Genomic DNA, 13,980 nt, shown 5'->3' with positions numbered 1-13,980 from the left:
ACAGAAACTCAAACGAACAAAGAAACAAAAAGCTATGAAAACAATACTATTAACCATATTGATATGCACTCTACCGGCGTTTATGTTTGCACAGGGGTTAACTCAAACCGTAAAAGGAAAAATAACTGATGCTGATACAAAAGGTCCGTTGCCCGGTGCCAACATTGTTCTGCTAACAGGCGGGAACACTATGAAGGGTGCGGCTTCAGATGGAAACGGAAATTTCAAAATTGAAAAAGTACCTGTAGGAAGACAGAGTTTTAAAGTATCATTCCTCGGTTATGAGGATGTTACTTTGAATGAAATTATGGTTGGCTCGGGTCGTGAGGTGGTTTTAAACATTGAGATGAAAGAATCGGTTGCCGATTTGGACGAAGTTACAGTTTATGCGTACGACGATAAAAGTGAACCGATCAACCAAATGGCAACTATTAGTGCCACTCAAATCACTGTGGAATCAACTTCGAGGATTGCAGCCGGTATAAACGATCCGGGAAGAACGGCACAATCTTTTGCAGGCGTTTCATCAGCCGACGACGAAAACAACGAACTGGTTATCCGTGGAAACTCTCCGCGCGGAATGCTGTGGCGTATGGAAGGAATCGAAATTCCGAATCCGAACCATTTTACAAATGGAGAAGGAGGCTCGGGAGGTGGTGTTTCGGCACTTAGCACCCAGGTTTTAGCCAATTCTGATTTTTTCACCGGAGCTTTCCCTGCAGAGTACGGGAATGCACTTTCGGGGGTGTTCGACCTAAAACTGCGAAACGGCAACTACGAAAAACATGAATATGCCTTTCAACTGGGTGTGCTGGGAGCACAGGCGGCGCTCGAAGGCCCGCTGAAAAAAGGAAGTGAAGCTTCCTACCTGTTCAACTACCGTTATTCAACCTTAAAACTTTTAAGCAAAGTTGGCATTGATATCAGCGGTGGCGACATTATTCCCGAATGGCAGGATCTGTCGTATAAATTTTATATCCCTACAAAAAAAGCAGGATACTTCTCTGTTTGGGGACTGGGAGGAATTAGTTCAGCTGGTTCCACTGTTGTTCAGGACACTTCGCAATGGATGTACCGTTCTGATCGCTTTCGGGACACGGAAAATCATCAACTTGGAATTGCTGGGATAACCCATAATTATCTTTTCCCCAATTCAAAAACCTATATCAAAACAGTGGCTGCGTATTCGCATACAAAAGATGATATTACGGTTGATTCGTTGAATTACGATCTAAAACCGGCAACCACAGAAGATGAAAATTTCACCTACAACACACTTAGTTTTAATTCATTCATTAATCACAAATTTAATGCACAACATGTTCTTATGGGTGGTTTCATTTTCCATAACCGGGGCTATAATCTCGATGCTTCAAGTTTGAATTTTGATACCGGTAATCTGGAACAACAAGTAAAAAGTAAGGGAAGTACCCAGGTTTTTGAATCGTACGTTCAATGGAAATATCGCTTGAATGAAAAAGTTGATATCAATTCAGGCCTTCATTACACTTTTCTGGCATTGAACAAGGATTATAGTATCGAACCTCGTTTAGGAATCCGTTGGGATATAAATAAGCAACAACGTGTTAATTTTGGTGCCGGTCTGCACAGTAAAATTGAACCCATTTCAATCTATCTGGCAGAAAGAGAATTAAGCGATGGCAGCACCATTCAACCAAATAAGGACTTAAAAATCACGAAAGCTGCTCACGTGGTTATGGGGTACAACTGGAATTTTGCACGCGATTTCCGAATAAAAGCAGAAGTGTACTACCAGCATCTGTATGATGTCCCGGTTGATCCGAAAGACTCAACAAATACGGTAAGTTCCCTTAACTTTAGCAGCGGTTTTACCAACGAGAAACTTACCAACCAGGGAACCGGGAGAAATTACGGATTAGAACTGACACTTGAAAAGTTCTTCTCCAACAACTGGTATATGCTTACAACTGCCTCGCTTTTCGAATCGAAATACACCATGCCCGATGGAGTTGAGCGAAACACCGCGTTTAACAGTAAATACATTTTTAATGTGGTTGGTGGAAAAGAGTTTGAAGTGGGTAAAAACAAACAAAACATACTTGGATTAAACCTGAGAACCATGTGGAGAGGCGGTTACCGCACCACCCCGCTTGATCTGGATGCATCACTCGCTCAAAACCGCGAAGTCCGGGATTATTCACGTGCTTTTGAAACGAAAGCACCCGACTATTTCCGTGTTGACTGTGGAATCAGCTACCGGAAAAACAAACCTTCCTGGTCGTGGATCGTTTCACTCGACGTTCAAAATGTAAGCGGCCGTTTAAACGTTTGGGATGAATACTACAGTCCGGAAACCGGGAAAGTTGAAAAAAGCTATATGAATGGATTGATCCCGATCCTGAATTACAGGATTGAGTTCTGATAAAACTATATAGGTTCCCAAAAATCAATATGCAATTGAGAGCTTCAAATTAGAAGGTCTTTTTGAACTTATTAGAAAAGATATGTGTTTCAATCGTAATGCTTTTATTTAAATAAGTTCACAAAACGATTTTACAACTAAATTTTCTGCTATGAAACAACACAACATTCGATTTAAAATAGTTTCTTCCCGAGTGTTAGCTGTTATAATCATTCTTTTTACGCTGGCAGCGTGCGGAACTGCAAATAAGGACAACGTTCAAAACGAAACGGCAGTCCTTGAATCAACTCCGAGCCTGCTTCAGGAAATGAATGATCCAACCAGTATAGAAAATCAGAATACTGAAACTGCGATAGCAAACCTCGACGTTGAAGAACCTCAGAAAGCAACAACAACAACAACAACAACAACAACAACAGATGAGCAGGTAAAATTAAATCCACCACACGGCGAACCCGGTCACAGATGCGATATTGCAGTAGGTGCACCACTAAATTCACCGTCAGCAAATGCAACACAGCCCGAAAAAAGTGCTTCAATAACACCTGTTATTCCTGCGGCAAATACTGCAAATACCACAATAAAACCTTCTACCGGCCAAGTTGGCCCAACCATTGAGAATCTTAAAACTTTTACTCCGTCGAAACCGATTAATTCCTCCGGTCAGGCCCTTGTGAAAAATCCACCTCATGGTCAACCGGGGCATCGCTGTGATATACCGGTTGGAGATCCACTGCCGGCTACCGCAAGTAATAACCCCAAATTAAATCCGCCACACGGCCAGCCGGGGCACCGATGTGACATCCCCGTTGGAAGTCCGCTGCCGTCCTAAAATAACTTTTAGCTTTTAATTGATTTATCCAGAATATCATATCCTGTATTACACTCAGTATTAGCGTACATTTATGCATAAGGCGAACATCTTGCTGGTTGTGCGTCACAACAACTAATATAGTTTGGCGCAGCATACGAAGGATCTTAAGAAATTCGGAAATAAAATAAGGAGATCAAATATGATCTCCTTCTTTAGTGCTCTATTTTTAAAAATGATGCAAAGCAATGAATTGTTTACCTGTAACAATTATTTCAGTTGTTAAGCAGCTTATTTTTTGGTCCAACTTATTTAAACAATTCAAATATTAAACCGATCCAAAAGCTTCCTTAAAAGCTTTTCCTTCTACGATTTCTTTTTTGAAAAAAAACGGGATTTCCTTATTTTTTTATAACTCTCTTTTACGGCATCCACCTCATCTTTCAAAAATTTCTCGATGTTTTTTACAGTAACCTCTTCGCCTTTCATTTCGAGCCGTTGTGCTGTGCTTACGGCCTTGGGTACAATTATCCAAAGAATGATATAAACCAATAAACCCGCTCCTGATGTTAGGAAAACAAGTAACACAACAATTAATCTTATAACTACCGGGTCCATATCAAAATAAGCGGCCAGTCCGCCACATACTCCTGCAATAACTGTTTGTTCAGGATCACGGTAAAGTTTTCTTTTTCTCTGATTCTGTCCTGCCAATGGCTCTTCCTCTCCAACCTCTTCCGTGAAATTCTCAGGAGTGCCCAGGGTTTCTATTAACTCCTCTACCCATTCAAGCGTAACTGCCTGATTTTTCTTATCCATTTTTTCTGTAAAAATTTCCGCAATTCTCGCTTCAATGTCAGCGAAAATTTCTGTGCCTTCATCATCTTTCCCAAAATAATTTTTCAGGATTACCATGTATTTCTGCAGTGCCTCATATGCGTCTTCTTCAATATGAAATACGCTGCCGCTTATGTTTATTGTCAATGTCTTTTTCATTTTTATCGATTTTTAAGTAATTACTTTTTTACTGATTCTTATTATTATGCTCTTTTTGCTTTAACTCTTCTAACGGCGTTAACTAATTCACCCCACGAACCTTCCAGCTCACTTAAAAAATCTCTGCCTCTGGCGGTCAGTTCGTAGTATTTCCGGGGTGGTCCCTGGGTAGACTCTTCCCAACGGTAGGATAATAATCCGTCATTCTTTAATCGGGTTAGTAAGGGATAAATAGTACCCTCAACCACTATCATATTGGCATCCCGTAAACCTTTAATAACGTTAACTGCATACACCGGTTCTTCTCTACAAATAAGTAAGATACAGTATTCCAATACCCCTTTTCTCATTTGTGCTTTTGTATTCTCTAATTTCATTATTTCTGACTTTTAAATGGTTATAATTTTCTTTTTTTACGATTTCAATTGGAACTAGCGATTCCATAGTTCGTCAGAAGTCATCCAGTCTTCCAATTCCAATCGCGATTCAGTTTCTACAGTTAACTGAAAAGACCAAATCTTAAAAGTAGATTCATCAATCATCCAGTCTTCCAGTTCCAGTGCTTCTTCCTGTTCTGTTAGAGAATATTGTGAATAGACATCAAACCTGACTTCATCTGTCATCCAATCTTCCAGTTCCAATGCTTCTTCAGTTTCCACAACGAAATTTGAAGCATCAACTTCAGTCCTGGTTGATGATGATTTGGGTTCGATAGGGTTATCAACCATTGCAAGGGCTAATTGCTTAAAACCGACAGTTTCCGGCAATGATTTTCCTAATTTCTGAGCATTTACATTTAAACCCAGAACGACTAAAATTAATCCTAATGCGAATAATTTTGTAGTTGCTTTCTGAACATTGTTTTTTGTTTTCATGACTTATCCTCCTGTTGTCTTTTGTTGTATTGTTTTCGAATTGTTTTCAATTATATGACGCACATTTCCCGAGGACGTTACACTTATATAGTTCTTTTTTTAAGATATTTCCTTTTTTTACTTGGTACTATGTTATGCATTGTTGTTAATTCGTATTTATGAAGCGTACTCAAGGGTAATAAAAAACACAGCTAAGGCTTGATATTCAGACATCTTGAAAACCAACTGCAACTAATCTTTGCATATACTTTTCAAATAACAGGCAGTAAAGCAGGAAATGCTTGTTGGTTTCCTTCCTAAAAATTAATTAACTCTAAAGGTATTCCATGTAACTCACCCCTAAATCGGGGATTAGTTTCAAGGATTCAATAAATAAGTCATTACATATCAGTAAATTTGTTTCAGCAAAGAGTGTAACGTTCCATATATTATACTTTAATAATGAACGTTGAAAATAAATATTTGGGAATTGATGTCGGTTCAGTTGCCATATCAATAGTTATTCTTAATGATAAAAAGGAAATAATTGATACGGCTTACGATTTTCATGAAGGAAAAATTGCCGATAAATTAATTGAACTTCTATCGCCATTTAACCTCAAAAATATTCGTGGAATAGCCACTACATCTTCTACTCCTTCATATATCAAAAGTTCTGCAGTTTACGATAGTCGGGTAACCTACATAACAGCGTCGAAATCAATGCACAAAAAGGTTGGTTCGATTCTGATTGTGGGAGGTGAAAGATTTGGCCTTGTTCTGTTCGATGACAAACAGCAGTACCGGACATTTAAAGGCAACTCATCATGTGCAGCCGGAACAGGTAGTTTTTTAGATCAGCAAGCCAAACGCTTAAACCTGGATAGCATTTCCAGTTTTAGCGACCTTGCAAACCAAAATCATGGAGACTTTCCAAAAATTGCATCGAGGTGCTCCGTTTTTGCAAAAACCGATCTTATTCATGCCCAGCAGGAAGGTTATTCACTTTCTGAAATTTGCGACGGATTGTGTCACGGCTTGGCCAAAAATATTGTGGATACATTATTTAATGCCGGGAACATAGCATCTCCAATGATTTTTACAGGAGGAGTTTCGTTGAATGTTGCAGTGGCCCGGCATATTGAAAACCTTACCGGAATTAAACCGGTGGTTGGAGAACATTCACATCTTTATGGAGCAATTGGAGCCGCTATTCATCTTATCGACGATAAAAAGGGAAAATTAAGTTTTGATTTTAAGGTACCGGGTGACATTCTTTTGGAAGATAAAAAGGAAAGGAGCTATTTCTACAAACCTCTGAAACTGGAGTTATCCGAATATCCTGATTTTATAGCTTTTGACAAATACAATTTAGAATCCAAAATAGTAAAGCATGTTACAGAAGTTGAAGTTGATATTTACACCGAAATTAAAAACCGGGAATATGACGTTTTTATGGGTATTGATATTGGTTCAACAAGTACCAAAGCACTTCTTCTGAATGAAAATAAAGATGTTCTGGCAGGTTTTTACACACGTACTTCCGGTCAGCCCGTAAATGCCGTTCGCGCCATATTTGAAACCATTCAGGACATTATTTCTAAAACGAACTGCCAGCTAAATATTTTAGGAGTTGGCACAACCGGTTCAGGCAGAAAGTTTATCGGTAAAATTATTGGTGCCGATATCATTCCTGATGAAATAACTGCACATGCGAGGGCTGCCATTGAGTTGGATGCCGAAGTAGATACCATTATTGAAATTGGCGGGCAGGACGCAAAATTTACCACATTAAGCAATGGAAGAGTCACTTTCTCGATAATGAACAATGTATGTGCTGCCGGCACAGGTAGTTTTATTGAAGAACAGGCAAAAAAACTAGGGGTGAGCCTGGATGACTATTCTGAGAAAGCCATGAATACAATTGCCCCGATTGCCAGTGACAGGTGCACTGTTTTTATGGAGCGCGATTTAAATCATTACCTCAACGAAAACTACACGACCAACGAAATACTGGCATCTGTCCTGCATTCGGTTCGTGAAAACTATCTGCTTAAAGTTGCTATTGAAAAAAACATTGGCAACAAAATTTTCTTCCAGGGAGCAACGGCTAAAAACCAGGCCTTGGTTGCCGCATTCGAACAAAAACTAAATAAGCCGATTCTGGTTTCGAAATATTGCCATTTAACCGGTGCATTAGGAGTTGCACTTGAATTATCGGACAAAAAAATAAACCAAACAAAATTCAGAGGAATAAAACTTTATAAGAACGAAATACCTGTACAAACTGAAATTTGTGACATATGTACCAATCATTGCAAATACAAAATTGCGGAAGTGGAAGGTGAAAAAGAGGCATATGGATTCTTATGCGGCAGAGATTACAACTCCACCAGTTTTGTCGACAACAATACCTCCGATTTCAACCTTGCAAAAGAGTACAACAAACACTTCAGGTTTAAAGCCCTGAATAAAGGAGAATCAAAAATAGCCATTGGAATTCCGGCCGGTTTATATCTATTCGAAGACCTGTTGCTGTGGCAGCGATTTTTCGATTTGTTAAATATAAAAACGGTTACCAGCGCAAACTTTCGTGATGCAGTAAAGACAGGAAAACGAATTTCCGGTGCCGAATTCTGTTCCCCGATGAATGCGATACAGGGACATGTAAAGTATCTCCTCGACAAAGCCGATTACATATTTTTGCCAACCTATCTTGAAGAACGTCAGAAATCTAAAAGCTTACGCCGGCAATATTGCTACTACAGTCAGTTTGCTCCTCCTGTTGTGGCTTCGATCGACGAGATTGCCGAACAGAATAAAATTATAAACCCTATTCTTTTCTCCCTTCAAAATGAAGTGCTGTTAAAAAATGAATTGTTCAACTCCCTAAAAAAGGCCGGGTTTACAGGTATAAATCTGATAAGCATTTCAAATGCCTTTAACAAAGCCAAACGAGAGAAGGAGGAAAAATTAAATTCATGGAAAGCTAAATTTCAAACTAAATCGTCCACAGATTCGAACCTGAAAGTAATCTTACTGGGAAGGCCCTATACGGTTCTTACACCGGTTATGAATAATAATATTCCGGATATTTTTGCAAAAAAAGGAGTGAAAACCTTTTATCAGAATATGTTGAAAGTAAATGAAAATGAAATTGATAGCATCAGCGAAATTTTAAGCTCTACAAAATGGAAATTTGCTTCAGCCATTCTGACTGCTGCCGATTATGTGGCCCGGAAAAAGGATTTATACCCTGTATTAATTTCTTCTTTTAAATGTTCTCCCGATTCGTTCACGATTGAATACTTCAAACAAATAATGGATTTTTATAAAAAACCTTATTTGATTTTACAGCTGGATGAATATAATTCTAATGTAGGTTATGAAACGCGGATTGAAGCTGCACTCCGTTCTTTTCAAAATCATTATCATTCTATCGAAACAGTGAAAAGTAACAGCGCTAAATCGACTAACAATTTGATAACCGACGCCGCTGAACTTAAAGGTAAAATCCTGCTAATGCCATCTTTGGGCGAATATGCCTCGAAATTGCTTGAGGCCAATTTACGCCGGATTGGAATTGAAGCACATACCCTTTTTGATTCAGAAGATTCGATAAAAAGAAGCCTTAATTCGAATACCGGTCAGTGTTTGCCTCTAAATATTATCCTTCAGGATGCATTCGATTATATTGAGAAAAATAACCTCGATCCGGCAAATACAGTTTTATGGATGATCGAATCTCCGATTTCCTGTAACCTGGGAATGTTTATCAATTACATGGCTAAACTTCTGAGAGAACAGAAGGAAGAATTCCAACAATTGCGGATTTACTGCGGGCAAATAACTTTTGCCGATATTTCAATAAATACTTCCATAAATTCCTACCTGGCATTTCTGTTTGGTGGTTTTCTGCGCAAAATAGAGTGCAAACTAAGACCATACGAAATACAAAAAGGCCAGACTGATATTCTAATAAAAAAGTCGATGGAACTTCTTTATCAAACTTTCATGGATGGAAGCTCGAAAGAAGAAGCGTTGAAACAAGTTATTACATGGAGTAAAACAATTAAAACAAAAAAACAACACCGCCCAAAAGTGGCAATTTTTGGAGATTTGTATGTCCGCGACAACGACGTGTTTAATCAGAATTTAATCCGCTTTATTGAGAAAAACGGGGGTGAAGCAATTACAACTCCGTACAGTGAGTATATAAAAATTATAGCTTTTGCTTCGAACAACCGTTTAATAAAGGAAGGTTTTTATATGAAAGCATCGTTACGACGTTTTCTTATAGCAGTAGCAACTCAGTTGGAAGAGAGATACTTGAACCTTTTTAATGAAATTTTACACGAACCTATTTCCAAACCACTAAAATCATACAACGATAAATTGAAAAAACTCAATCTTACTACCTCCTATAATGGAGAATCGTTTGAAAATGCACTTAAAATTATCCATCTGATAGAGTATTACCCGGATATTGCTTTATTCGTACAAACAAATCCTTCGTATTGTTGTCCGTCACTCGTAACGCAGGCAATGAAATCGAAAATGGAAAAAATAACCGGGATTCCAATTGTTACCATAGAATACGACGGTACCAGTTCATCTAAAAATGAAGATATAATTCCGTTCTTAACTTATGCGAATGCAGCAAAATAAAAATAAAGTCGTTGGGAATTGTAGATTCAAAAAAGGTTAAGAATTATAGAAACAAAAAAAGAGGTCCTAAAAAGACCTCTTTGAATTTGCTGCTCCCCAGGTAGGACTTGAACCTACGACCTACGGATTAACAGTCCGCCGCTCTAACCAACTGAGCTACTAGGGAATATTGTTTTGTTCTGTAGAACGTTTGCTTTTCAAAAGCGATGCAAAAGTAATAGCTTTTCTGAAATCTCAAAACATTTTTCAAAAAAATCTTACATTCTTAATTTGCCATTACATCCACATTCTACCGACTCTTAAATATCTAAATTGACCTAGTGCACACTACTCTCAGAAAATCAATGTGATCGCACTATTCCGCCATTTCAAAAACAAAATAGAAGCTAAAAGCAGGTACTAAATCGAATTTGAATACATCCACGAAGACTCCTGTTATTTTTGAGGATGAAATCGTATTTTAGCTGTTTCATGCGAACAGAAACAAAAGCGAATGGTTAAATTTGAAGAAAGCAAAAACTATGAATACCTTTTTAAAATCGATTTTGGTTCTAATTATTTATTTTTGCGGCCTTATTCCACTTTCCGCGCAACCATACAACCTAGAAATTCAAATTCAGAATCAACCCGACAACCCGGTAGTTTTTGGCCGGCTTGAAGGCGATAATTTTATCAGCATCGACAGTGCGAAGGCAACAAATGGTTCTGTTCAGTTTCTGTTTCCGGAAAATGCTCAGCCCGGTGTCTACCGTTTGATCTTGGGAAAAACGGGCTACGCCAAAGTAATGAATGATGATCCGCAACAACTCGACTTTATTTTCAACAACGAAAACATCAATTTGAAAACCGATTTTAAAAATCCACTGGGTGCCTTGTGGATTTACGAGTCGGATGAGAACAGGTTTTATTACGATTTTATGCAGCGCCAGCGCGAATACGAAAAAGCAATTTCGCTGATGGAGCAGGAAGTGGATCAGTATTGGGCCCAAAAAGATACCACCAAGGCGATCAATCTTTCCAACGAGTTCAACCAGCTTCAAATGGAGTGGGACCTGCGTCTTGTTCAGACCATTCAGCAAAACCACGATAAGTTTGCCTCGAAATTGATTGCCCTCGAACGCGAGCCGCTTAAGGATGGCTTTTTATCACCTGCTGAGCGCAAAGAAGCCGAAAAAACCAATTTTTTCAAGCACATCGAATTTACCGATGCTAGCCTGATCAACTCACAGGCATACACCGATAAAATATTCGAATTCCTGGTACTTTTCAACGATAAGTCGTTTAACAAGGAGCAGCGTACTAAAGCGTACCTGAAAGCCGTTGACATTATATTGCCAAAGCTTGACGAAAACACCGAAGTCCGAAACTTTGTGATCGCCTACCTTGTTCATGGCTTTGAAGTACTCGGCCTGAAAGATGTGGTTTCTCACATCGAAGCGGTACAATAATAGCAACTGACTAATACACATTTTAGCAAAATTCATATAATGATACCACAGATAAAAATGATAACTACGCGGCAGAAAAACACATCAACTGCCGTGCTTACCCGAGAAATAGACAAAGCACAATTCCCTGAGATTTCTGATGCGGAACTGCAGTACCTGGGATCGGTACTGGAAACAAAGTCAAGTGCGATAGTCCACAAACTGCCGGTTATACTTTTTGTGGAAAAAGTAAAAGACGACCAGGAAAACTACCAGCAACTGGAAGCCGCCCGAAAAGCCGGCTCAAAACTGTTTTCAGCATTAAAAGCGATCGACTCAAAAACCGTTCAGCTGCAAAATCGGAGTAAGCCTGAACTGACTTACGCGCTGCTCGAAGGCTTGCTGTTGAGCAACTACTGCTTCGACAAATACAAAAAAGAAAAGTCGTCGTTCTCAATCGAAGAGATCCTGCTTGTTGATGATTCGATAACCAGAGAAAAGATCGTCGAACTATCCAATATTATCAAAGCGGTTTTTGCTGCACGCGATCTGGTGAACGAACCACTGTCGTTTCTTACTGCACCACAATTTTCGGTTGAAATTGAAAAACTGGGAGAGGAAGCCGGTTTTGATGTGGAGGTATTCAACAAGCAAAAAATTGAATCGCTGAAAATGGGAGGCCTGCTGGCTGTTAACAAAGGCAGCATCGATCCGCCAACGTTCAACATCCTTGAATGGAAACCGGAAAACGCAGTCAATAAAAAGCCGGTGGTGCTGGTGGGCAAAGGTATCGTTTACGATACGGGCGGACTTAGCCTAAAACCAACTGCTAATTCAATGGACTACATGAAAACCGACATGGCCGGGGCCGCAGTCATGGTAAGTGTAGTTTATGCCATAGCTAAAAATAAGTTACCCATCCATGTTATTGCCCTTATTCCGGCAACCGATAACCGCCCCGATGGAAATGCCTATGTTCCGGGCGACATCATCACGATGTTCGACGGAACTACTGTTGAAGTAAAAAATACCGATGCCGAAGGCCGCCTCATCCTGGCCGATGCTCTGAGCTATGCCAAAAAGTTCGATCCAGAACTGGTAATTGATTATGCTACACTCACCGGGGCAGCCGATATTGTTGCCGGCCCACATGCGGCAGTTGTTATGGGAAATTCGAAAAAGAATATCGATTCCATTAAGGAGATTGGCTTAAAAACTTACGAGCGCCTTATAGAGGTTCCGCTCTGGGAAGAGTATGCCAAACCGCTTAAATCGCATATTGCCGATCTGAACAACCTGGGATCGCGTGAAGCACAGTCGACAGTTGCAGGTAAATTCCTCGAACATTTTACCGACTATGATTGGATGCACATCGATTCGGCCGGAACTCCTTATTTTAAAGAAGCCGACCAATACCATCCGGCAGGCGGAACGGGTTTTGGAGTGCGTTTGGTGTATCATTTCTTAAAAGAAAAATTTAGTTAGAAACATACGAAAAGGCAATTTTAATCGCTTAAAGAACAGGGCGTCTTCCGGAACCGGACAGCACAAAACCGGCTATGAATCTTTCAATTAAAAAATTAACTTTGCAGCGCCTGTCTGATAAGGGATGATCCGGGAAACGCCTAAACTGTGTTTCTTTAGATAAATACAGGTTTCAAAAAAACAAGATTTAACAGATAAAAAGTGTAATTGCAATACAGATGAAACAGCATAATCAACACGACAATATAAAAATCGGGATTTCGCATGGCGACATCAACGGCATTGGTTACGAAGTAATTTTAAAAACACTTCAGGATCCGCGTATCCTTGAGATGTGCACACCAATTGTTTACGGCTCGCCGAAAGTTGCTGCCTACCATCGCAAGGCGCTAAACATAAACGATGTAAGTTTCAACCACATTAAAAACACAAAAGAGGCTTTTCACAAAAAAGCGAACATCATTAATTGTGTGGATGAGCAAATCAGGGTTGAACTTGGAAAATCAACCGAAGAAGCCGGTTTATCGTCGTACAACGCATTGGAAAAAGCCACTTCCGATTTGCAAAAAGGCTACATCGATGCGCTCATTACAGCACCTATCAACAAAGACAATATTCAAGGTGAGAATTTCAAATTCCCGGGACATACCGAATTCCTGGCCGAGAAATTCGAAACAAAAGATTACCTCATGTTGATGGTAAGCGAAACCATGAAAGTTGGGGTTGTAACAACACACATCCCAATTTCACAGGTTGCACAAAGCCTGAGCAAGGAAGCTATTCTTTCAAAACTCAGGATCATTAACAGATCGCTGCAACAGGATTTTTCAATCACCCGTCCACGGATTGCGGTTTTTGGTTTGAATCCGCATGCCGGCGATAACGGTCTGATCGGAAATGAAGAAAAGGAAATTATCCTTCCGGCAATTATTCAGGCCAAAAAAGAAGGCATCATCGCACTTGGTCCGTACCCTGCCGATGGCTTTTTCGGATCGGAAGATTACCGCAAGTTCGATGCTATTCTGGCCATGTATCACGACCAGGGCCTGATCCCTTTCAAACTGGCTTCGTTTGAGCGCGGCGTAAATTTCACTGCCGGACTTCCGGTGATCCGCACATCGCCTGCACACGGAACAGCCTACGCGCTGGCAGGTGAAGACAAAGCATCGCCCGAATCGTTCAGACAGGCACTTTACCTGGCCATCGACATTTATAAAAACAGAATGATCTACGACGAGATCACTCAAAATCCACTCAAGAAGTACGAGATCAATCCGAACCAGGTGGACGAGAGCGTTGACATTGAAGCAAGCGAGGAAGAAGACAACTTATAAA

General features: G+C 39.8%; 9 protein-coding genes and 1 tRNA gene. 6 read left to right on the top strand and 4 right to left on the bottom strand.

The genetic code is table 11. The features are described 5' to 3' along the window. The first annotated feature begins 34 nt into the window (after window positions 1-34). Window positions 35-2,404 carry a TonB-dependent receptor gene (locus tag HFD85_RS03975; RefSeq protein WP_167605304.1) on the top strand — a complete coding sequence of 790 codons (2,370 nt, stop codon included), beginning with the start codon at window positions 35-37 and terminating at the stop codon, window positions 2,402-2,404. Between the two features lie 151 nt (window positions 2,405-2,555). Continuing rightward, entirely contained in the window at window positions 2,556-3,236 is a 681-nt protein-coding gene (locus HFD85_RS03970; protein ID WP_167605303.1) for a hypothetical protein, read from the top strand. A 345-nt stretch (window positions 3,237-3,581) separates the two neighbouring features. Here HFD85_RS03970 and HFD85_RS03965 read toward each other — a convergent pair whose 3' ends face one another. The 3 genes from HFD85_RS03965 to HFD85_RS03955 form a co-directional block, all read right to left on the bottom strand. Then, window positions 3,582-4,211, bottom strand: a complete 630-nt coding sequence (locus tag HFD85_RS03965) for a PspC domain-containing protein (RefSeq protein ID WP_167605302.1) — start codon at window positions 4,209-4,211, stop codon at window positions 3,582-3,584. A 44-nt stretch (window positions 4,212-4,255) separates the two neighbouring features. Then, window positions 4,256-4,561, bottom strand: coding sequence for a PadR family transcriptional regulator (locus tag HFD85_RS03960; protein ID WP_240925006.1), 306 nt, complete (start codon window positions 4,559-4,561; stop codon window positions 4,256-4,258). Between the two features lie 81 nt (window positions 4,562-4,642). Continuing rightward, complete coding sequence (locus HFD85_RS03955; protein ID WP_167605300.1) at window positions 4,643-5,086, bottom strand: hypothetical protein; 444 nt, start codon at window positions 5,084-5,086, stop codon at window positions 4,643-4,645. A gap of 441 nt (window positions 5,087-5,527) precedes the next feature. Between HFD85_RS03955 and HFD85_RS03950 the strand changes: the two genes are divergently transcribed. Then, window positions 5,528-9,733 (top strand): acyl-CoA dehydratase activase, encoded by a 4,206-nt coding sequence (locus tag HFD85_RS03950; RefSeq protein WP_167605299.1) that lies wholly within the window; start codon window positions 5,528-5,530, stop codon window positions 9,731-9,733. Between the two features lie 92 nt (window positions 9,734-9,825). Here HFD85_RS03950 and HFD85_RS03945 read toward each other — a convergent pair. Then, window positions 9,826-9,899: transfer RNA gene (locus HFD85_RS03945), tRNA-Asn, on the bottom strand. A 355-nt stretch (window positions 9,900-10,254) separates the two neighbouring features. Here HFD85_RS03945 and HFD85_RS03940 point away from each other — a divergent pair. From HFD85_RS03940 to pdxA, 3 genes are all read left to right on the top strand, one after another. After that, complete coding sequence (locus HFD85_RS03940; protein WP_167605298.1) at window positions 10,255-11,181, top strand: DUF4369 domain-containing protein; 927 nt, start codon at window positions 10,255-10,257, stop codon at window positions 11,179-11,181. Window positions 11,182-11,220: 39 nt separating this feature from the next. Next, entirely contained in the window at window positions 11,221-12,645 is a 1,425-nt protein-coding gene (locus HFD85_RS03935) for a leucyl aminopeptidase family protein (RefSeq protein WP_167605297.1), read from the top strand. Between the two features lie 218 nt (window positions 12,646-12,863). Next, complete coding sequence (pdxA, locus tag HFD85_RS03930; protein WP_167605296.1) at window positions 12,864-13,979, top strand: 4-hydroxythreonine-4-phosphate dehydrogenase PdxA; 1,116 nt, start codon at window positions 12,864-12,866, stop codon at window positions 13,977-13,979. The last annotated feature ends 1 nt before the right edge of the window (window position 13,980 follow it).

This window comes from Maribellus sediminis, from assembly GCF_011799805.1.
GTDB lineage: Bacteria > Bacteroidota > Bacteroidia > Bacteroidales > Prolixibacteraceae > Draconibacterium > Draconibacterium sediminis_A.
The sequence above is the reverse complement of the archived record's forward strand: the minus strand, read 5'-3'. Positions and strand labels throughout refer to the sequence as shown.